Source organism: Actinokineospora sp. NPDC051303, from assembly GCF_055586285.1.
This window is the reverse complement of the sequence record NZ_JBVJIN010000007.1, coordinates 55,656-75,836: the sequence shown is the minus strand read 5'-3', so window position 1 is coordinate 75,836 and position 20,181 is coordinate 55,656. Positions and strand designations below refer to the sequence as shown.

Here is a 20,181-nt window from a genome sequence, read left to right as displayed (position 1 = left end):
CACGTGGGCGCCGTCATCACGGCGTCGGCAAGCCCGGGACCAAACAGGACCCCCACTCCAGGCTCGCCATGCCGAATCGGCCCCACTCATTCACGAACGAGTGAACCTCGCGCACATCGCCACACACCAGACCCCAACTCACTACTATCGAACACATGTTCACACAGACAACCGCCACCCCGTCATCGGCGCCATCACCGTATCCTCGGTTCTCGTGCGCTTCGTCCTCGCCTCACAGTCCCCAGCCCGCCTCGGCGTCCTCCGGGCAGCGGGCATCGATCCGGTCGTCCTGGTGTCCGGCGTGGACGAGGACGCCGTCGCCGCGGCCCTGGTCGACCCGAAGCCACAGGACACAGTGGTGGCGCTCGCGGAAGCCAAGGCCCGAGCGGTCATCGGCAACCTCGACGCGCTGGCCCGCGAGGACTCCGTGGTCGTCGGCTGCGACTCGATGCTGCACTACGACGGCGCCTTGGTCGGCAAACCCGGCACCCCCGACATCGCCCGGCAACGCTGGGCGAAGATGGCGGGCGGCACCGGCCAACTCCTCACCGGCCACGCCATCCTCCGCGTCCGCGACGGCGACATCGTCGACACCGCGACCGGCACGGAGAGCACCACCGTCCGCTTCGCCACCCCCACCGAATCCGAGATCGACGCGTACATCGCCACCGGCGAACCCCTGGCGGTGGCGGGCGCCTTCACCCTCGACGCCCTCGGCGGCTGGTTCATCGAAGGCATCGACGGCGACCCGTCAAGCGTCATCGGAATCAGCCTCCCCCTGACCCGCCGCCTACTGGCCTCCCTCGGCATCAGCGTCATAGACCTGTGGCGGTAACCCTTTCTCCGCCCACCAGTCTTCACACCTGCCGAGAACCACTCACCACCCCTAAACCCGCACACCTCAAACAACCCCCACACAACTGTCAGCGCTGACAACCTCAAGCCCCGACAACAGAAGGGCGGCAACCACCCCATAACAAACACGACCTACACCCCAAGCACTCCAGCGCCAATGACAAACAAACTCCTGCAGGCATCAATGGCACCGCCATGAAATGACGTCAGCATCAACCGCATCGACACCGAAGCCAACGGCATCAACAGCGGCGACACCAGGAGCAGCAAGACCGCACCAGACACGCGGCGTCCACGAGCAACGCCACCAGCACCGAGGCACCGAGGTCGAAATCGGCAAGATCGCGCCGACCCGCCGAGCCTCACGACACCACCACCGACGGACCAGGGGTGCCGGACGCACCAGGGGTGATGTCGGGACCGGGGTGATGTCGGAACGGCCGGACGGCAAGAAACCGGCGGCTTCCCAGGTGCCAACGGCCACCCCCGCTGGCAGCGCTGGGATACCGGCAGCGGCGGTCTGCTTCGGGAGCTGCCGCTTCCACCCGCAGGATCGTGCCCACGGCCCGGCGGCGATATCGGCGACACCAACGGCGCAGGAGCCACAGCGTGACCAAGCCACCACTGGTGACAGGCCACCACCGGTGACCTAACCAGCAGCCGTGACCCTGCCAGCCGCTGCGAACGGCCGCCAGCGGTAACCAAACCAGCCGCGCGGCCGGACCAGGCGCGTTGGCTAGACCAGCCGCAGCGACCAAGCCAGCCGCCGTGACCGGGCCAACAGCGGTGACCAGACCAACTGGGTGGCGGCACCAGCAGCGGCGGCATCCGAAGCCAGCTACGTCCGATCCCAGAGCTGCGTCGGTTCCGGAGGCAGCGTCCGGTCCTGGGGCCACGCCGGTTCCGGGCCACGTCTGGTCCCAGGGGCCACGTCTGGTCCCAGGGGCTGCGTCCGGTCCCAGGGGCTGCGTCCGGTCCCAGGGGCTGCGTCCGGTCCCAGGGGCTGCGTCCGGTCCCAGGGGCTGCGTCCGGTCCCAGGGCCGTGCCAACGACGGTGGCACAAGCCGTGACACCGCCAGATCGTTGTTGGCAGCTTGGGTACGCCTGCGGCGGCACCTTGGCCACGGCGTTTGCCTGGAACCTCGGCGACGCACGGCCCCGGGTGCGGCGACGCCATCGGTGTGGGGAGCGCTCACCACCGGTCCGGTGGCGTCCCCGGAGCCGCCGCCGGGCGCACACCGCGTTCACGGGGTGTCGGGCGCGGGAGGCCGGGCATCGGTGGCAGGGGCGGCGGTGGGCGGTGGGCGCACCCCCTTCCGCCGGTGGGGCTCGGAAGTGGGCAGGGTCACGCCGGTCAGGGGCACGGGTGGAGTTGGGCGGCGGTGAAGTCGACCTGGGGGTAACCGGGGAGTTGGTCAACTCGGCTGTAGGTGCGGGAGCAGCCGACTTCTCGGCCGCTCAGCTCGAACACCTGCGCGTACACCGGCCGCTTCGCGCAGTCGGTGTCGGCGGGGCAGTCGGGTTGGACGGCGAGGACTTCGGGGGCCGGGTCGTTGACGATGTCGACCAGGGACAGGTGGCCTGCGCGTGAGTAGAAAGCCCTGGTCAGGGGGCTCCACTTGCCGGAGCGGCCGACGACGACCTGGCCGGTGGCGCCTTGGTCGGTGGCGCCTCGGATGAGGCAGGCGGAGATCGACGCCGGGTGGCATTGGAGGGAGTCGTGGGTGAGGGTGACGCCCAGTTCGGTGATCGTGGTCTCAATCACCTGGCTGGCTGAGGGGCCCCCGATGCGCAGGCGACCGGACGCCGCGCCCGCGTCGGCGACGAGGTCGATGATGGTGCCCGCGACGGTGGCGGTGGCCAGGACTTGGCAGGGGGTCCGGCGGCAGCCCGACACGCCGATGCCCGGTGGGGAATTGGGGGGAGTTTCCGTGACCGTAGTTCGCCCGCTGGGACGGTCTCTGAGCAGGGCCGATCCGGTCATGGCCGCGCCCGCGACGAGGGCGGCGAGCAGCGCGGTCAGCACTACCGCGGTCGGTGCGCGTCGGCCTGGCACGGCGTCACCTCCTGCGGTGCGGCGAAGTCTGCGGGGAGCGTATCCGCGGATTGTGGGGTTGCTCTCGGTTCCGGTCGGGCCACGGGTACGTAAACTCCCCAAGAGCCCGTGCGAACATCAAGGAGGAACGGCGTGTCCGAGTCGGCAAAGGCGCTGAGCAAGGTACTCATCGCCAACCGCGGCGAGATCGCCGTCCGAGTCATCCGTGCCTGCCGTGACGCCGGTCTGTCGAGCGTCGCCGTCTATGCCGACCCGGACCGTGACACGCCGTTCGTCCGGTTGGCCGACGAGGCCTTCGCGCTGGGGGGCAACACCCCCGGTGAGAGCTACCTGTCGTTCGACAAGGTGCTGGACGTGGCGAAGCGCTCCGGCGCGGACGCCGTCCACCCCGGCTACGGCTTTCTGTCCGAGAACGCCGACTTCGCCCAGGCCGTCATCGACGCCGGGCTGAACTGGATCGGACCGGATCCGCAGGCCATCCGCGACCTCGGCGACAAGGTGACCGCGCGGCACATCGCGATGCGCGCGGGCGCGCCGCTGGTGCCCGGCACCAAGGAGCCGGTTGGCGGAGCCGAGGAGATCGTGGCCTTCGCCGAGGAGCACGGCCTGCCGGTCGCCATCAAGGCGGCCTTCGGCGGCGGCGGGCGCGGCCTGAAGGTGGCCCGCACGATCGAGGAGATCCCCGAACTGTTCGACTCCGCGGTGCGCGAGGCGGTCACCGCCTTCGGCCGCGGCGAGTGCTTCGTTGAGCGGTACCTGGACAAGCCGCGGCACGTCGAGGCGCAGGTGCTCGCCGACAAGCACGGCAACGTCATCGTCGTCGGCACCCGCGACTGCTCGCTGCAGCGCCGCCACCAGAAGCTGGTCGAGGAGGCGCCCGCGCCGTTCCTCACCGACGAGCAGCGCGCCCAGATCCACAGCTCCGCGAAGGCCATCTGCCGCGAGGCCGGTTACTCGGGCGCGGGCACCGTCGAATACCTCGTCGGCGCCGACGGCACGATCTCGTTCCTTGAGGTCAACACCCGCCTGCAGGTCGAGCACCCGGTCTCGGAGGAGACCGCGGGCATCGACCTGGTGCGTGAGCAGTTCCGGATCGCCGCGGGCGAGAAGCTGCGGCTGACCGAGGACCCGGCCCCGCGCGGCCACTCGATCGAGTTCCGGATCAACGGCGAGGACGCTGGCCGCAACTTCCTGCCCGCCCCGGGCACCGTGACGCTCTGGCGCGCGCCGGACGGCCCCGGTGTCCGCGTCGACTCCGGTGTCGAGTCGGGGACCGTGATCGGCGGCCAGTTCGACTCGATGCTCGCCAAGATCATCGTCACCGGCGAGGACCGCGAGCAGGCCCTGGCCCGCTCGCGTCGGGCGCTGGACGAGCTGGTCGTGGAGGGCATGGCCACGGTCGTGCCGTTCCACCGCGCGATCGTGCGCGACCCGGCGTTCATCGGCGACGAGAACGGCTTCACCGTGCACACCCGGTGGATCGAGACCGAGTTCGACAACACCATCGAGCCGTTCACCGGCGGCGCGGAGGCCGCTGAGGACGAGCCGCGGCAGAACGTGGTGGTCGAGGTCGGCGGGCGCAGGCTGGAGGTGTCGCTGCCGGGCAACCTGGCGGTGGGCTCCGGTGGCGGCGGCGCGGCGGCGAAGGCCAAGCCGCGCAAGCGCGCGGGCGGCAAGTCCGGCGCCACGGCCTCCGGCGACTCGGTCGCGGCCCCGATGCAGGGCACCATCGTCAAGATCGCGGTCGAGGACGGCCAGACGGTCGCCGTGGGCGACCTGATCGTCGTGCTTGAGGCGATGAAGATGGAGAACCCGGTCACCGCGCACAAGGCGGGCACCGTGACCAGCCTCGGCGTCGCCCAGGGTGAGACCGTCACCACCGGCTCGGTCATCTGCGAGATCAAGGACTGAGGCGTTTATAGACTGCGCGGCATGGCGCAGGGGCGGGACGCGGGTATCCGCATCAGCGGCGCGGAGCGCGACGAGGCGGTGGCCCTGCTCGGCACGCACCTGTCGACGGGCAGGCTGGAAGTGGCGGAGTACGAGTTCCGTTGCGTCCGGGCCGTCGCCGCGCGCACCCGAGGCGACATCGAGGCCCTGTTCACCGATCTGCCCGGCCCGCACCCCGACCTGAGCGCGGCGGTGAGCCCGAAACAGCGGCTCAAGCAGGCGGTGGGCAGGCCAGCGGACGACGGCCTCGTCCCGACGCCCGCCAGCGAGGCGGTGGGGATGCTCGGCGGCATGACGATGCTGCTGGGCATCCCCGGAACCATCCTGCTCACCGTGTTCCAGGGCCTGTGGTGGACGATCGTGGTCGCGGTCGGAGTGACGATCCTGACCGCCGCGGTCGAAGAGGCCCTCAAGAAACGCGGCTGACCCCGCCAAGAGACACGGCTGAGCCTCGGACAAGAGCCGCACGGTAAGCGGGCTCGTCCGGCTAAGAGATCCCGGAAGCTACGGTGAGCCTCTTCTTAGAGCCCAGCGCGGATTGGTCTGGGACGCAGAGACCTCCGGAGCCGCAGACGCACGCCGTACCCCGCGAACTAGTTGGGACCGGGCCGCCGCGGTTTCCGTAGGATCGGGGTGTGACCGAGTTACCCCCTTCCGACCTGCGCATCAGCGACGCCGAGCGGGAGGACGCGCTGCGGACTCTGGGGGAGCACATGAGCGCGGGCAGGCTCGACATCGATGAGTACGGCGAGCGCAGCGCCAAGGTCACCACCGCCCGAACCCGGGGTGAGCTGCTGGCCCTGTTCAGCGATCTGCCCGACCCTCGGCCCCGGTTCGCCGCGCCCACCCCGCTGATCCCCGCCCCGGCGCGGGCAGTGGGTGGCTGGGAGTCGCGGCCGGTCGGTCAGCGGCTGTACGCGGCGTTGGTGCCGGTATCGGCGATCGTCGGCTTAGTGCTGTTCGTGTTCCTGCTGCGGGGTTTCTGGCCGATCCTGCTGCTGCCGGTCGCGGTGCTCGTCGCGGGCGGGGCGCTGTTCGGCGACGACTGGCGGCGCGACCGGCGGGAGTTCGAGCGGCGCAGGCGGCGCTCGCGCGGGAGCGGGCGCTGATCACGCTGCTGCTGCTCGACCTCGACGGCGTGCTGCGCGAGTTCGCCCCCGACGCCGACGTCGAACGCGCCCACGGCCTGCCATCGGGGTCGCTGGCGGCGACCGCGTTCCGGCCGGATCTGCTGACGCCCGCGATCACCGGCCTCGTGCGGCATGAGCGCTGGCTCACCTCCGTCGCCGACGCGCTCACCAGCGACGACGTGCCCGCCTCAACCGCGCTCGCCGCGGTGAACGCCTGGTCTTCGACCGGGACCGTTGTCACGGCGGCGCTGACCCTGGTGCGGGCCGTCCGCACCCGGTGCCGGGTCGCGCTGCTCACCAACGCCACCAGCAGGCTCGCCGCCGACCTGGCCGCGCTCGGCCTCGACCGGGAGGTCGACGGTGTGGTGTCCTCGGCCGAGACCGGCGTGGCGAAGCCCGACCCGGAGGCGTTCCTGGCAGCCTTGGCGATCCTCGGCGTGTCCCGCGACGAGATCCTGTTCTGCGACGACTCGACCACCCATATCACCGCGGCGACCACCCTCGGCCTGGCCGCGGCGCACGTCCCGGACACCGACGCCCTGCGCACGGCGTTGGCCACGCACGGCCTGCTCGGCTGAGCCCGCTGTCGGTGCCGCCGGATACCGTGGTGCGGTGGAACCGGTGGAGATCAACGCGGGCAAGTACTACCTGCGGGCGCTGCGCGACGACGACCGCATCGATGACCGGCCCGCCATCGTCGCGGGTTTCGCCGACCCCGAGAGCAAGCGGTGGCTGCCGCACCTCGATGTGAGCGACCTTGAGCGGGCAGGCGCGTACATCGCCCGCCGCCGGGCAGGCTGGGCAGACGAGACGCGCTTCTCGTGGGTGGTGGCCAATCCGCTGACCGGGGAGTTCCTGGGCGAGGTGCTGCTCAAGGAGGTGGACCTGGAGCGCGGCACGGCCGAGGCGGGCTGCTGGGCGCTCCCGGCCGCCCGGGGCAAGGGGATGACGACCGAGGCGCTGGGGGCGGTGATCCGCTTCGGGTTCGGCGCGCTCGGGTTGCGGGAGATCGCCTACAAGCATTACCCGGGCAACGCGGCGTCTCGCCGGGTGGCCGAGAAGCTGGGCTTTTCGCTGGTTCGCGACACCGAGGAGGGCGCGCTGCTGATCTTGCGTAACGGAACGTCCGCCACGGACGGTGTGTAGATCGCGGGGGAACGGAACCAGGCAGGCCGACGCTCCGTCTACGAGATGACACCGCACGGTCGAATCCGACGATAAGGTGACCGTGCCACGGCTTGCCACCACACCGGGCCGACCAGGCAGCGATCGGGGAGGGCGACGTGTCAGCAGGGACGAACGGACACGGGCAGGGCGGTCCCGGGGGCGACCAGAACCGTGACCTGCTCGACGTGTCGCCGGAGGCGGTGCCCGCGCTGCGCTCGGCGTTCGCGGCGGCGCTGTCGCGGGTTGACGACGAACTCCGGCTCGGCGACACCGGCCTGCGGGTCGAGGCGTGGGCACGGGACCCGGTGAGCCAGGACGCGGCCACCGGGGTCAACGCGCTGACCGTCGACCACGAGCAGGCGGCGCTCGACGTGCTGCTGGCCTACCGCGCCCAGCTCGACACGGCAGTGCACACCCTGGACAAGATCGCCGAGCAGTACCGCCTGCTCGAAGAGGACAACCAGGTGACAGTCACCCACCGAGGCTGACCGGCGAGGGAACACACGATGACCGAGCAGGCGACCGAGGCCGCGCGCTGGCGCGGCTTCACCCACGAAGAGCTGTACCGGATGCTGCACGATGGCCCCGGCGCGCAGGCCTCCGCCGAGCCGTCTCGCCGCTGGGCGGCGCTGTCGGCGACGCTCACCGAGATCAGCCAGGACCTCCTGGCGACGCTGGACACCTCGACCGCGGCCTGGGCGGGCCGCGCCGCGGGCGCCGCCTATGACCGGCTGACGCCCCTGGCCACCTGGGCGCGCGACACCGCGACCGGCGCGGCGGACATGCGCGTCGCCGTCGAGGACCAAGGCGACCACATCGCGAAGGCGCGCGCGGACATGCCCGCCCCCGCCGACATCTCCCCGCAGCAGCCCGATCCGACGCTGCCGCCGCCCGCGATGGTCGCGGTGGTCCAGACCGACGCCGAGCCCGCCGAAGCGGCGCGGTCAGCGGACGAGCAAAAGGCGTTCGAGGTCATGGCGGCCTACGAACTCAACACCGCGACGACTCTGGCCGCGCTCACCGGGTTCACCAAGCCCGCCGAGTTGATCACTTCGGCTGGGCTGCACCGTGGCCGGGGACAGGGGGTGGGTGGGGGAACTCACTCGTCGTCCGCGGGCTTCGTGCACGGTCCCTCGCACGGTTTCGTTGGCTCGGCGGGCGCTGGTTCGTTCGCGCAGAGTGGGCATGCTGCTGGTGGGCATGCTGGTGGCGGGCATGTTGGTCAGGGTGTGGGGCTTGCCGGGGCGGCGGCTGAGTCGGAGGTTGTGCGGCGGCCTGTGCTGCAAGCGGGGGTTCACAGCGGGGCCGCGGCGGTCAACCAGGTGGCGCCGGTTGCCGCGCCTGGGGTGCGTAGTGGCGTGGTGCCGAATGACCGGGCGGAGACTCGCGCCAAGCGGCCTGGGGCTGGTGCTCCGCTGCCCGCTGATGATTTGGCTGCTGGCGGGGCTCCCGGGTTGGCGACGGGGACGGCTGCTGGTGGGGCTGCGCCGGTGGGGGTTGCCGCGTCGAACGACAAGGTTGTGGTGCGGCGGTTTGGGGTGGAGGCTCTGGGGTCGAGCCAGTGGTTTGGGGATAGTCCGGAGACGTTCGGGTCTGGCGGGGGGCGTCGGCGGGATTTGGGGCGGAGCGGGCAGGTTACCGAGTCGGTTTCGGTGGATGGGGAGGATCATCGCTTGCCGCCTGGGGTGATTGGCGGCTGAGGGCGTTCCTGGGGTGGCTGGTTCTGGGGGTTGCTCGATGGGGTGGAGTGGTTTCTTTGGGGCCCCTACGAAGGAAGATCCCGTCGTGGGAAAGACGGGTGGGGAGCCTTCGGCCCCACGACCACGGCGAGTTTAGGGATCTTCCTTCACCCCCAAAGAAACCACTCCACCCCATCGAGCACTGGGCGAGCCTGGGTGCGGCTTTGTGGGGGTCCGGCTCCCCGGCTCCCCCCTCTGCACCCCACGACTTTGGGTGCGGTTGGCAGGGGGAGCGGGTGTGCTGTCCCGTTCCTGCGGAGCACCTGGCCAGCCGGGTAGTGCTTAAGTTGTGGTGTGGTTCGGCGGCGAAGTCGTTCTCAGGGGGAGAGCTTGTACGGTCGCAGGATGTCCTCGATGAACGCGTCGAGGCGCTTGTCGATCGTGGTCAGGGTCGGGTCATCAGTGTCGTTTTCGATATGGTGGACTCGGCCCGCCACCTCGCGCATCCCACGCAGCCGGGTGAGGTCGTCGGTCGTGTAGAGAGAGCGGGCGGGGGTGCTGGGGAGTTGGTGGTCGTCCGACGGGCGAACCACCACGTCTTGGCCGGTAATCATCACCTGGGGTGGCTTCGCGCGCTTGAGCAACCGCTCGCCACGAGCGGCGGCGGTCGCGGTGATGTGAATGACGTGTGCGGACTCCAACACCTCGTGATCGAACCTTTCCAGCGCGGCGACGAGGTCGGAGCGCGCGAACTCGACCAGGGTCAGCGGGGTTCGGCCCCGGCTCTCCCAGACCCGCATGGAGAGCGAGTTCAGCGCTGGGCCCAGCGCTTGCTCGTCGTCGACCTGGAAAGATCCTCCGGGGTGCACGCGGAACCCGGCTCCGCGCCCGTCAAGCTGGATCGCGTGATAGAGAAAGTCCCGGAACGCGAACACGTAGTCGGTCAGTTCGTCCACCTGGAAACGCATCGCAACCAGCTTCCGCGCAAGGCGCTTGCGCACTAGCGACTTCCCGGCGCCGGGGAGCCCGGTGATGAACACGACCGGTGCCCAGTGCCGAAACGCGACGTGCCGCAGCACGGTGTCCACGGCGACCGCGTCGAGCCGGTACTTCGCCGCCAAGTCCGCGACCTGAGCCCGGACGCGCTCGCGGCTCGCGCCGGGCTTGATGTCGCTGAGCACCTCCTCGGCCAGCACCGACTCCAGCGGTCGGGCCACGGCCCACTCCTTGTCGAAGTGGCTCTGGTACACCCGCGCGTGCGGCTGCCCGGACAACTGGTTCGGCCGGTCTCGGCCAGCGTCCCGGTGGTTGAGCACCACGCGGAACTCGGCTCCGCCAAAGATGTGGTAGGACAGGTCATCGGACCGCGCCGTCCGGGTGACACGGACCTCGATGCCTTTGCTGAGCAGTTCGGCCCCGGTGGTGAGGCCGTCCAGGTTGGCCCGAGCGAGCACCCGCGTGCCGTCGCGGCCGTTGATCTCCGCCCACGCGCTTTGAATCCGCGCCAGTGCCTCATGTCCCCGAGCGGGCGCCAGATTCGGCACCAAGGCGTCCAGCCTCCGCACACCCGGGTCGCGCGAGACCTTGAGGATCTTGCTGAGGTAGCCGCGCCTGCTGACGTGCCGCGACAGCCCGGTGGGGACCTGCCTACGCGCCCAGACAGTGCGGACGATCCAGCCGAACAACATCACCACGAGCCCGGCCATGACCGCGCCGCTGACTTGCGCCCACTGCATCCAGGCACCTCCACTCGACCAGTGAACGAGCGGGTGGAGCCGAGACACCTACACCGCACTTGGTCAACTACCCGGCGCGAACGGCGGTGAAACGGATCGTTCGGGAGGCGGAAAAAGGTCAGGGCACGGGTTCGGTTAGGTGGGGGCGGACTTCGGGGGCGGTGGCGCGGGTGGCGTCCGCGGCTTGGTCGTCGGGTTTGTTCTGGGAGGCGCGTTCGGCGGTTACGCGGGAGAGGTAGTTGGTTATTTCGGCTTTGGTGGTGGCTTCGGGCCAGTTGAGGGGGGTGGCCATGAGGGTGGCCACCTGGTGGGCGCAGTCTTCGCCGCGGTGGGGGTATTCGATGGAGATTCGGGTTCTGCGGGCTAGGACGTCTTCCAGGTGTAGGGCCGCTTCGTGGGTGGTGGCGTAGACGATCTCCACGCGGAGGTAGTCGGGGGCGGCGTCTACGGGTTTGAGGAGGTCTGGGTTGTTGTCGGCCAGGGCCAGGACCTCGTGGATCAGGGAGCCGTAGCGGTCGAGCAGGTGGCGGACGCGGTAGGGGTGTAGGCCGTGGCGGGCCGCTAGGAGGTCCGCCTGGTTGACCAAGGCGTGGTAGCCGTCAGCGCCGAGGAGGGGGACCTGGTCGGTGATTGACGGTTGTAGTCGGCCGGGGAGGTCTACGGCGGCCGCGTCTACCGCGTCAGCGGCCATGACTCGGTAGGTGGTGTATTTGCCGCCCGCTATCGCCACCAGGCCGGGGGCCACGCGGGCGACGGCGTGCTCGCGGGACAGCTTGGAGCTTTCCTCGCTCTCGCCTGCCAGCAGGGGGCGCAGCCCGGCGTAGACGCCTTCGATGTCGTCGTGGGTCAGTGGGGTGGCGAGGACCTTGTTGACGTGGTCGAGGAGGTAGTCGATGTCCTGTCTGGTCGCCGCGGGGTGGGCCAGGTCCAGGTTCCAGTCCGTGTCGGTGGTGCCGATGATCCAGTGGTTGCGCCACGGGATGACGAACAGCACGGACTTCTCGGTGCGCAGGATCAGGCCGGACTCCGCGACGATCCGGTCGCGGGGGACGACGATGTGCACGCCCTTGCTGGCCCGCACCCGGAACCGGCCCCGGCTGCCTGACGCGTGCTGCATCTCGTCCGTCCACACGCCGGTGCAGTTGATCACCGCGTGCGCGCGCACCTCCGCCTCCGCGCCGTTTTCGACGTCGCGGACGCGGACGCCGGAGACTCGGTCCGCTTCGCGGGTGAAGCCGACGACCTGGGTGGAGGTGCGGACCACGGCGCCGTAGTGGGCCGCGGTGCGGGCGACGGTCATGGTGTGGCGGGCGTCGTCGGCTTGGGCGTCGTAGTAGCGGATGCCGCCGATGAGGGCGTCGCGCTTGAGCGCGGGCGCGAGCCGCAGGGCGCCAGCGCGGGTGAGGTGCTTCTGGCCGGGGACCGACCGCGCGCCGCCCATGCTGTCGTAGAGGAACAGACCGGCCGCGGTGTAGGGGCGCTCCCAGCCGCGGTGGGTGAGCGGGTAGAGGAAGCTGACCGGTTTGACCAGGTGCGGGGCGAGGCGGGTGAGCATCAGCTCGCGTTCCCGCAGGGCCTCGCGGACCAGGCCGAACTCCAGTTGCTCCAGGTAGCGCAGGCCGCCGTGAAACAGCTTGCTTGATCGACTCGACGTGCCGGACGCCAGGTCGCGCGCCTCGACGAGGGCGACCTTGAGGCCTCGGGTGGCCGCGTCGAGGGCGGTGCCCGCGCCGACGACCCCGCCGCCGATCACCACGACGTCGAAGGTCTCGTCGGCCAACCGCCGCCAGGCGTGTTCCCGTTCGGCCGGACCGAGTCCGCCGCCGATCCGGTCCACTGCCGAACCCGGCTTGTGGTTGACCACTGTCCGTCTCCCCTGCCGCCCGCGGACAACCCGACGCGGCCAACGCTACCGGCAACCGACTGACCCGGCATTCGGCCCATGGACAGCTTCGTCGCCCGAACGGTAGCGTCCGATTTTCACTGTGGGTAGGCAGTGGCGCCACCCGGTCCAGGCCCCTGCCTGCCCCTCGCTACCCGCGCGCGAGGGAGACCGACACTGTGGAGTTGACCTTCGGGGAGATCCTTCTCTGGGAACTGCTGGGCACTGCCGCGTTGACCCTTCTCGGTTGCGGTGTTGTGGCGAACACCGTCCTGCGTAAGTCGCTCGGTTTCCAGGGCGGGTGGCTGCTGGTCAACTTCGGGTGGGGTTTCGCGGTGTTCGCTGGCGCGAGCATCGCCGCGCCGAGCGGCGCGCACCTCAATCCCGCGGTCACGATCGGCCTGCTGGCGGCGGGCAAGACCGACCTCGCCGACGTGCCCGCCTACCTGATCGGGCAGTTGGCGGGCGCGTTCCTGGGGGCCGTGCTGTGCTGGCTCACCTACAAGCTCCAGTTCGACACCCACGACGAGCCGGAAAACACGCTGGGGATCTTCGCGACCGGACCGACCGTGCGCCGACCGGCGTGGAACCTGGTCAGCGAGGTCATCGGCACCTTCGTGCTGGTCCTGTGGGTGCTGACCAGCCCGACGATGAAGCTGGACGAGGGCGGGCTGCCGCAGTTCGGCAACTCCGCGCTCGGCTACGCGGCGGTCGCCTTCGTGGTGATCGGCATCGGCAACTCCCTCGGCGGCCCGACCGGCTACGCGATCAACCCGGCCCGTGACCTCGGCCCGCGGGTCGCCTACGCGGTGCTGCCGATCCGCGGCAAAGGCGGCGCGGACTGGGGCTACTCCTGGGTTCCGGTCGCCGGTCCGCTGGTCGGCGCCGTGGCCGCTGGCCTGCTGGCGCAGGCCCTCCCGTCCTGAGAGCTGATCGACGCAAGCATTGAGAGGCATGAGCATGACCAAGTACGTGGCCGCCGTCGACCAGGGCACCACATCGACCCGCTGCATGATCTTCAGCCACGCGGGCGAGGTGGTCGCGGTGGACCAGCGCGAGCACGAGCAGATCTTCCCGCGTGCCGGGTGGGTCGAGCACAACCCGGCGGAGGTGTGGGAGAACACCCGGGCGGTCGCCGCGGGCGCGTTGGCCAAGGCGGACCTGCACGCGTCCGACATCGCCGCGGTCGGCATCACCAACCAGCGCGAGACAGCCGTCGTGTGGGACCGCGTCACCGGCGAGCCGGTCTACAACGCCATCGTCTGGCAGGACACTCGGACTGACCGCATCGCCACCGAACTGGGCAACCTGGGCGGCGGACAGGAGCGCTACCGGGCGAAGACAGGGCTACCGCTGGCCACATACTTCTCCGGCCCGAAGATCCGCTGGATTCTGGACAACGTCGACGGCGCGCGGGAGAAGGCCGAGGCGGGCGACCTGCTGTTCGGCAACATGGACACCTGGGTCTTGTGGAACATGACCGGCGGCGTCGACGGCGGCGTGCACGTCACCGACCCCACCAACGCCTCGCGCACGCTGCTGATGGACCTGTCGACCCTGTCCTGGGACGCGGAGATCGCCGCGGAGATGGGTGTCCCGCTGGCGATGCTGCCGGAGATCCGGTCGTCCTCGGAGGTGTACGGCAAGGTCCGCGAGCGCGGCGCGCTGGCGGGCGTGCCGATCGCGGGCATCCTCGGCGACCAGCAGGCCGCGACGTTCGGCCAGGCCTGCCTGTCGCCCGGCGAGGCCAAGAACACCTACGGCACCGGAAACTTCGTCCTGCTCAACACCGGCACCGAGCAGGTGATGAGCGAGAACGGCCTGCTGACGACGGTCTGCTACAAGATCGGCGACCAGGCCCCGGTCTACGCGCTGGAAGGGTCGATCGCGGTCACCGGGTCGCTGGTCCAGTGGATCCGCGACAACCTGGGCATGATCAGCACGGCGGCGGAGATCGAGGAGCACGCCCGCGCGGTCGAGGACAATGGCGGCTGCTACTTCGTGCCCGCCTTCTCCGGCCTGTTCGCCCCGTACTGGCGCTCGGACGCCCGCGGCGCGATCGTCGGCCTGACCCGGTTCGTCACCAAGGGCCACCTGGCGCGCGCGGTCCTGGAGGCGACCGCGTTCCAGAGCCGCGAGGTGATCGAGGCGATGAACGCCGACTCCGGTGTCCCGCTGACCTCGCTCAAGGTCGACGGCGGCATGGTCGGCAACGAGTTGCTGATGCAGTTCCAGGCCGACATCCTCGGCGTCCCGGTGATCCGCCCGGTGGTGGCCGAGACGACCGCGCTGGGCGCGGCCTACGCGGCGGGGCTCGCTGTCGGCTTCTGGGAAAGCGAAGACGACATCCGCCGCAACTGGGCGCGGGACAAGCAGTGGGAGCCCTCGATGGACGAGGCCGAACGGGACCGCACGTACCGGCAGTGGAAGAAGGCGGTGACCCGGACCTTCGGCTGGGTGACCGACGAGGATTGAGCGCGGATGATCACCGAAATCCGAGGACCACTCACCGACGAGGACTGACCACCCTCGCCAGACGCCCCCGCGCACGCGCCTGCGCGGGGGCGTTCTCGTTCCAGTGGCGGCGAATCAGGCGGTTGATCGGAATCGGCTTCGGAAACAGCGTTGTTACCCGAGCGGAAAGTTATGGCGCATAACCGCCGACCAATTCCTCGACCTGGTCCTGTCTCAGGTCCCCGCGGATTGTCTACGCAGCAAGAGCGGCGCCGGATGCGGTATCCGCATCCTCGGGACCTGCCCGATTCCACCGCAGCGTGGGCAGAAATCCCGGCGGTTCGGCGCGAGCCCGGATCCTAGGCACTCCGGGCATTCGGTGCGACGCGACATGGTGGCCTCCGTAACGGTTTGACCCCTCAGGGGTACCGGCCCAGTAGATTGTACGAAAGACAAACCTCTGGTTTTCACCCATTCACCCGAGTAAATGGTTACAGAACGACGACATCGGACGTACAAAGTACGCACGATTGGGTGGTTACGATCTCAAAGTACCCCGGGAGAGGACGGCTCAGTCGAGGTCGTCGTGCCGCATGAGCTGGCGGCCCGCCTCGGTGATCGAGCCGGAAAGCGACGGGTAGACCGAGAAGGTCAGCGCCAGGTCGTCCACGGTCAACTGGTTCTGCACCGCCAGCGCGATCGGCAGGATCAGCTCGCTCGCGCTCGGCGCGACGATCACGCCGCCGATGACCACACCGGTCGCCGGGCGGCAGAACAGCTTGACGAAGCCGCGCCGCAGGCCCTCCATCTTGGCCCGCGCGTTGGTGGCCAGCGGCAGCATGACGGTGCGCGCGGGCACCTCGCCGGAGTCGATGGCCTGCTGGCTGATGCCGACGGTGGCGATCTCCGGGTGGGTGAACACGTTCGCCGCGACGGTCTTGAGCTTGATCGGGGCGACGCCCTCGCCCAGCGCGTGCCACATGGCGATGCGGCCCTGCATGGCCGCGACGGAGGCGAGCATGAGCACGCCGGTGCAGTCGCCCGCGGCGTAGATGCCCGGGACGCTGGTGCGCGAGACCCGGTCGACGGTGATGAACCCGCCGGAGCCGAGTTCGACGCCGACCTTCTCCAGGCCGATGTCGGCGGTGTTGGGCACCGACCCGACTGTCATCAGCGCGTGGCTGGCGCGGACGGTCTCCCCGCCCCGGAGGTGCACCACGACCCCGGTGGCGTCGCGGTCGATGCGCTCGGCCCGGGCGTGCTTGACCAGGGTGGTGCCGCGCTCGGCGAACACGCCCTCCAGCACGGCGGCGGCGTCGGCGTCCTCGTGCGGGAGCACCCGGTCGCGGCTGGAGATGACGGTGACCTTGACGCCCATCTCGATGAACGCCGAGGCGAACTCGGCTCCGGTCACCCCGGAGCCGACCACGACCAGGTGCTCGGGCAGTTCCTCCAGGTCGTAAATCTGCCGCCAGTCCAGGACCCGCTTGCCGTCGGGCTCCGCGCCCGCGATGACCCTGGGGGTCGCGCCGGTCGCGATCAGCACGACGTCGGCGTCGAGGACCTCGGTGGTGTCGCGGGAGGTGATCTCGACCCGGTGCGCGGCCATGCCGGTGCGGTCGTCGCAGAAGCGGGCGTGGCCGTGCACGACCCGCACGCCCTCGCGCTGCACGCGGTTGCGGATGTCGGCGGACTGCGCCAGCGCCAGGCCCTTGACCCGGCCGCGCACGACCGGCAGGTGCACTGTGGAGTCGACGTCGTCCACGCCGATGCCGAGTTCGTCGGCGTCGCGGAAGGCGACCCGGGCGCCAGCGGAGGCGATGAATGTCTTCGACGGGACGCAGTCGTAGAGCACGCAGGCGCCGCCGAGACCGTCGCGCTCGACCACGGTGACCTCGGCGCCGTGCTGCGCGGCGACCAGGGCCGCTTCGTAGCCCGCCGGACCCCCGCCCATGATCACGATCCGGGTCACAGCTGCTCCTCTTCCTCGCGCGACGTCCGCGGACACGGTACTTGGGCCGGTCGCGGCAGGCGCCGGGTGGCCGCGAAAAGGTGATCCGCCGCGCGGCTCCCTGCCGTTGATCCGGTGTGTCGCTAGGCTGTCCGACGTGCCGCTCTACGCCGCCTACGGGTCGAACATGGATCCGGGCCAGATGATGCAGCGAGCCCCGCATTCGCCAATGGCGGGGACAGGTTGGCTCGTCGGATGGCGGTTGACGTTCGGGGGTGAAGACCTGGGGTGGGAGGGCGCCCTCGCCACCATTGTCGAGGACCCCGACTCCCAGGTGTTCGTCGTGCTCTACGACGTCACCGAGGACGACGAGGTCAACCTCGACCGATGGGAGGGCTCCGAACTCGGGCTGCACTCGAAGATCCGATTGCGGGTGCAGACGCTGGAAGGCTCGGTGCTGGCCTGGCTGTACGTGCTCGACGCGTACGAGGGCGGGCTGCCCTCCGCGCGCTATCTCGGGGTGGTCGCCGACGCGGCCGAGGCCGCGGGCGCGCCAGCGGACTACGTGGCGAACCTGCGCATCCGCCCGTGCGGGGGCATCGGTCCGGCCACGAGCTGACCCAACCGGAGAGTGTGTCGCACGTCTCTTGTGGTAAGTCGCGTTCGCGGCTGATCACTCGCCGAACGAGGTTCGGCCTGTGCGAGGAGAGACCGACATGCTCAGACGAAGAACCTGGACCCGCGCCTTCTCGGCCGTGACCGCTCTCGCCGCCGCCGCGGTGCTGGCGGTCGCCATCCCGTCGTCGGCTTCGGCGACGCCGGGGTACTGCGGCATCGCGTGGGGTTCGCTGCCGAAGACGGCCTCGGCCACCGAGGTGGGGACGCTGACCAACGTGCGGGCGGGCAGGCACGACTGCTTCGACCGGCTGGTCCTGGACATCGCCGCGCCCGGCTCGAACGGCTACCGGGTGTCCTATGTGGACCAGGTGGTCCAGGACGGGTCCGGCGCGGTGGTGCCGCTGCGCGGCGGGGCGAAGCTCGCCGTCATCGCCGTGGCCCCGGCCTATGACAACGACGGGAACTCGACCTACACGCCCGCGAACCGGGCGGAGCTGGTGAATGTCGCAGGGTGGCCGACGTTCCGCCAGGTGGCTTGGGCCGGGAGCTTCGAGGGCGACACGACTGTCGGGCTGGGAGTGCGGGCCCGACTGCCGTTCCGCGCCTTCGTCCTCGACGGACCCGGCACCGGGTCGCGGCTGATCGTGGACGTGGCGCACTTCTGGTGACCACGCCCGGGACCGGGGAAGCTCGTGCGGGGGGAGCTTCCCCGGTCCTCACGCGAGCGCGGCGAGCGCGGTGTGGGTCATGACGCGGATGCCGGTGAACAGGGCGCGTTCGTCCAGTTGGAACGTCGGCTGGTGGATGTCGTGCATGGGACCGTCGCCGGACCAGACGCCCAGTCGCATGAACGAGCCGGGGATGTGTTCGAGGTACCAGCCGAAGTCCTCGCCGCCGGAGGACTGCTTGGTGCCCGCGAGCGCGTCCTCGCCCAGCGCCGCCTCGATCGCGGTGCGCAGGACCTGGGTGCTTTCCCGCTCGTTGATGACCGGCGGCACACCGCGGCGGTGCTGCAACTCGAATCCGACCCCGGTGGGCGCCAGCAGGGACTGGACCAGGCCCGCCACCAGCGGCTCAAGGTCGGCCCAGACGTCATGGTCGCCGGTGCGCAGGGTGCCGCGCAGCAGGCCGTCCTGGGGGACGGCGTTGGGGGCCTCGCCCGCGTGGACCGCGCCCCAGACCAGGACGGTGCCCGAGCGCGGGTCGATGCGCCGGGACAGCAGCGCGGGCAGGCCGGTGATCACCGTGCCCAGGGCGTGGACCAGGTCGGCGGTCAGGTGCGGGCGCGAGGTGTGCCCGCCGGGCGAGGTGAGGCGCAGCTCCAGCAGGTCGGTGGCCGAGGTGATCGCGCCGACCCGGGTGCCGACCCGGCCGACCTCAAGCCGGGGGTCGCAGTGCAGGCCGAAGATCCGCTCGACGCCCGCGAGGCCGCCCGCGGCGATGACGTCGAGCGAGCCGCCGGGCATGACCTCCTCTGCGGGCTGGAAGATCAGCCGGACCCGGCCGGGCAGGGCCGGGGCGGAGGCCAGGATGATGCCGGTGGCGAGCAGGATCGTGGTGTGCGCGTCGTGGCCGCAGGCGTGCGCGGCTCCGGGCGTGGTGGCCGCGTAGGGCAGGCCGGTGGCCTCGGTCATGGGCAGCGCGTCGATGTCGGCGCGCAGCGCGATGCAGCGCTCGCCCTCGCCGATGTCGCAGATCAGGCCGTTGCCGTTGGGGAGCAGCCGCGGCTGCAGGCCGAAGGACTTGAGCAGGCCCGCGACCAGCTCGGTGGTGGCGAACTCCTGGCGGGAGAGTTCGGGGTGCGCGTGGATGTGCCGGAACCAGGCCACGACGTCCGCCGCGTTGGCCGCCAGCCACTGGTCCAGCCACTCCGGTCCGCGTCCCGCGCCGAGATCTTCCACAGTGGGCATAGTGACCCCGCCCGGGGTGATCAGCACGGCAGAATCGGCGGCCGGGGCGGCGGCGCGGCTGCTGCGGCCGCTGTCGAAGGGCAGGTCAGGCCGGGAATCAAGCACTGTCACGCGGCCCTCCGGGCGTCGGGTCGTTCTCGGTTGCTGTCTCCATTTGCACTAATCGTGCCGCATCGGCACTACAGGTCCCTACGGACTGTGCCCCCTAACCGGTCCGCGGTAGCGCATCTGCGGTAAACGGACGCGTGGCGTTCGGCTTGGCTATCAGGGTGATCAAGACGATCGGCGCGGACTCTGAGCCAAGCTGCGCTGGACGGTGCGTAAGCGAGCGAACGTGGTATCACGGTCGGCCGACGCCTGCCTGCACTCGTTCGGGTTGCCGCGGCGGGCAACCGGCGGCCGGGGACCCGCGAGCGCCACGACCCGCCCCGGCTTCCCCTGGTCGCGCGCGGTTGCCGCCACCCGGGTGGCGGCAACCGGTGACCGGCGGGGTCAGCCCTTGTTCTTGCGTTTGGCCCGGATTTGGTGGCCGTAGACGACGATGCCCAGCAGCACGACCGCCACCACCCCGATGACCAGCTTGTTCTTGCTCTCGGCCGCGTCGGCCTCGGAGGGCTGGCTGGGGAGGTCGACGCTGGGGGCGGTCGTGGTCGGCGGCTGCGCCAGGTCGGTGGCCGAGGCCATGGGGGCGGCACCGAACAGTACGACGATGCCGAAAAGGGCTGCGAGCAACAGCCGAGTCGCGCGGACGGACAACTGCCGGCCCTCCTGGGTCAGGGAAGATGAGGCTCGC

The 20,181-nt window shown here is 70.4% G+C and carries 18 protein-coding genes; 12 read left to right on the top strand and 6 right to left on the bottom strand.

Annotated elements, in window-relative coordinates; all coding sequences use genetic code 11:
* The first annotated feature begins 214 nt into the window (after window positions 1-214).
* Entirely contained in the window at window positions 215-835 is a 621-nt protein-coding gene (locus tag ACZ6SD_RS07655) for a Maf family protein (RefSeq protein ID WP_465316115.1), read from the top strand.
* A 1,374-nt stretch (window positions 836-2,209) separates the two neighbouring features.
* Here ACZ6SD_RS07655 and ACZ6SD_RS07650 read toward each other — a convergent pair.
* Window positions 2,210-2,911, bottom strand: coding sequence for a hypothetical protein (locus ACZ6SD_RS07650; RefSeq protein ID WP_465316114.1), 702 nt, complete (start codon window positions 2,909-2,911; stop codon window positions 2,210-2,212).
* A gap of 132 nt (window positions 2,912-3,043) precedes the next feature.
* Between ACZ6SD_RS07650 and ACZ6SD_RS07645 the strand changes: the two genes are divergently transcribed.
* From ACZ6SD_RS07645 to ACZ6SD_RS07615, 7 genes are all read left to right on the top strand, one after another.
* Window positions 3,044-4,822, top strand: a complete 1,779-nt coding sequence (locus ACZ6SD_RS07645) for an acetyl/propionyl/methylcrotonyl-CoA carboxylase subunit alpha (protein ID WP_465316113.1) — start codon at window positions 3,044-3,046, stop codon at window positions 4,820-4,822.
* A 21-nt stretch (window positions 4,823-4,843) separates the two neighbouring features.
* Window positions 4,844-5,287: a DUF1707 SHOCT-like domain-containing protein gene (locus ACZ6SD_RS07640; protein WP_465316112.1), complete on the top strand. Its 444-nt coding sequence runs from the start codon at window positions 4,844-4,846 to the stop codon at window positions 5,285-5,287.
* A gap of 209 nt (window positions 5,288-5,496) precedes the next feature.
* Window positions 5,497-5,970: a DUF1707 SHOCT-like domain-containing protein gene (locus tag ACZ6SD_RS07635; protein ID WP_465316111.1), complete on the top strand. Its 474-nt coding sequence runs from the start codon at window positions 5,497-5,499 to the stop codon at window positions 5,968-5,970.
* On the top strand, window positions 5,907-6,569 hold the full coding sequence (locus tag ACZ6SD_RS07630) for an HAD-IA family hydrolase (RefSeq protein WP_465316232.1): 663 nt from the start codon (window positions 5,907-5,909) through the stop codon (window positions 6,567-6,569). The genes ACZ6SD_RS07635 and ACZ6SD_RS07630 overlap by 64 nt, the downstream gene beginning before the upstream one ends.
* A gap of 34 nt (window positions 6,570-6,603) precedes the next feature.
* Window positions 6,604-7,137, top strand: a complete 534-nt coding sequence (locus ACZ6SD_RS07625) for a GNAT family N-acetyltransferase (protein WP_465316110.1) — start codon at window positions 6,604-6,606, stop codon at window positions 7,135-7,137.
* 137 nt (window positions 7,138-7,274) lie between these two features.
* Window positions 7,275-7,646, top strand: coding sequence for a transcriptional regulator (locus ACZ6SD_RS07620; protein WP_465316109.1), 372 nt, complete (start codon window positions 7,275-7,277; stop codon window positions 7,644-7,646).
* Between the two features lie 18 nt (window positions 7,647-7,664).
* A complete protein-coding gene (locus tag ACZ6SD_RS07615) occupies window positions 7,665-8,858 on the top strand; it encodes a PPE domain-containing protein (RefSeq protein WP_465316108.1) in 1,194 nt (397 codons plus the stop codon).
* A gap of 356 nt (window positions 8,859-9,214) precedes the next feature.
* Here ACZ6SD_RS07615 and ACZ6SD_RS07610 read toward each other — a convergent pair whose 3' ends face one another.
* A complete protein-coding gene (locus tag ACZ6SD_RS07610) occupies window positions 9,215-10,573 on the bottom strand; it encodes a DEAD/DEAH box helicase family protein (protein WP_465316107.1) in 1,359 nt (452 codons plus the stop codon).
* A 118-nt stretch (window positions 10,574-10,691) separates the two neighbouring features.
* Window positions 10,692-12,437, bottom strand: coding sequence for a glycerol-3-phosphate dehydrogenase (gene glpD / locus ACZ6SD_RS07605; protein ID WP_465316106.1), 1,746 nt, complete (start codon window positions 12,435-12,437; stop codon window positions 10,692-10,694).
* A 203-nt stretch (window positions 12,438-12,640) separates the two neighbouring features.
* On the opposite strand from glpD, the gene ACZ6SD_RS07600 reads away from it, so the two are divergent.
* On the top strand, window positions 12,641-13,381 hold the full coding sequence (locus ACZ6SD_RS07600) for an MIP/aquaporin family protein (protein WP_465316231.1): 741 nt from the start codon (window positions 12,641-12,643) through the stop codon (window positions 13,379-13,381).
* 34 nt (window positions 13,382-13,415) lie between these two features.
* Window positions 13,416-14,930: a glycerol kinase GlpK gene (gene glpK, locus ACZ6SD_RS07595; protein WP_465316230.1), complete on the top strand. Its 1,515-nt coding sequence runs from the start codon at window positions 13,416-13,418 to the stop codon at window positions 14,928-14,930.
* Window positions 14,931-15,480: 550 nt separating this feature from the next.
* Here glpK and ACZ6SD_RS07590 read toward each other — a convergent pair.
* Window positions 15,481-16,881: an NAD(P)H-quinone dehydrogenase gene (locus ACZ6SD_RS07590; RefSeq protein WP_465316105.1), complete on the bottom strand. Its 1,401-nt coding sequence runs from the start codon at window positions 16,879-16,881 to the stop codon at window positions 15,481-15,483.
* A 136-nt stretch (window positions 16,882-17,017) separates the two neighbouring features.
* Between ACZ6SD_RS07590 and ACZ6SD_RS07585 the strand changes: the two genes are divergently transcribed.
* Together ACZ6SD_RS07585 and ACZ6SD_RS07580 are read left to right on the top strand one after the other, a co-directional pair.
* The gene (locus ACZ6SD_RS07585) at window positions 17,018-17,479 is read left to right on the top strand and encodes a gamma-glutamylcyclotransferase family protein (protein ID WP_465316104.1); all 462 of its coding nucleotides are present in this window, start codon (window positions 17,018-17,020) and stop codon (window positions 17,477-17,479) included.
* 97 nt (window positions 17,480-17,576) lie between these two features.
* Window positions 17,577-18,146, top strand: coding sequence for an AMIN-like domain-containing (lipo)protein (locus ACZ6SD_RS07580; RefSeq protein WP_465316103.1), 570 nt, complete (start codon window positions 17,577-17,579; stop codon window positions 18,144-18,146).
* Between the two features lie 48 nt (window positions 18,147-18,194).
* Here ACZ6SD_RS07580 and ACZ6SD_RS07575 read toward each other — a convergent pair whose 3' ends face one another.
* Both ACZ6SD_RS07575 and ACZ6SD_RS07570 read right to left on the bottom strand, forming a co-directional pair.
* Window positions 18,195-19,499, bottom strand: a complete 1,305-nt coding sequence (locus ACZ6SD_RS07575) for a M20 family metallopeptidase (RefSeq protein WP_465316102.1) — start codon at window positions 19,497-19,499, stop codon at window positions 18,195-18,197.
* A 381-nt stretch (window positions 19,500-19,880) separates the two neighbouring features.
* Window positions 19,881-20,144, bottom strand: a complete 264-nt coding sequence (locus ACZ6SD_RS07570) for a hypothetical protein (protein WP_465316101.1) — start codon at window positions 20,142-20,144, stop codon at window positions 19,881-19,883.
* Window positions 20,145-20,181 lie beyond the last annotated feature (37 nt).

Excerpts from the sequence above, each read along its gene's own strand:
- ACZ6SD_RS07615 (WP_465316108.1), top strand. The coding sequence starts at position 7,665 with ATGACCGAGCAGGCGACCGAGGCCGCGCGCTGGCGCGGCTTCACCCAC.
- glpK (WP_465316230.1), top strand. The coding sequence starts at position 13,416 with ATGACCAAGTACGTGGCCGCCGTCGACCAGGGCACCACATCGACCCGC.
- ACZ6SD_RS07640 (WP_465316112.1), top strand. The coding sequence starts at position 4,844 with ATGGCGCAGGGGCGGGACGCGGGTATCCGCATCAGCGGCGCGGAGCGC.
- ACZ6SD_RS07610 (WP_465316107.1), bottom strand. The coding sequence starts at position 10,573 with ATGCAGTGGGCGCAAGTCAGCGGCGCGGTCATGGCCGGGCTCGTGGTG.
- ACZ6SD_RS07580 (WP_465316103.1), top strand. The coding sequence starts at position 17,577 with ATGCTCAGACGAAGAACCTGGACCCGCGCCTTCTCGGCCGTGACCGCT.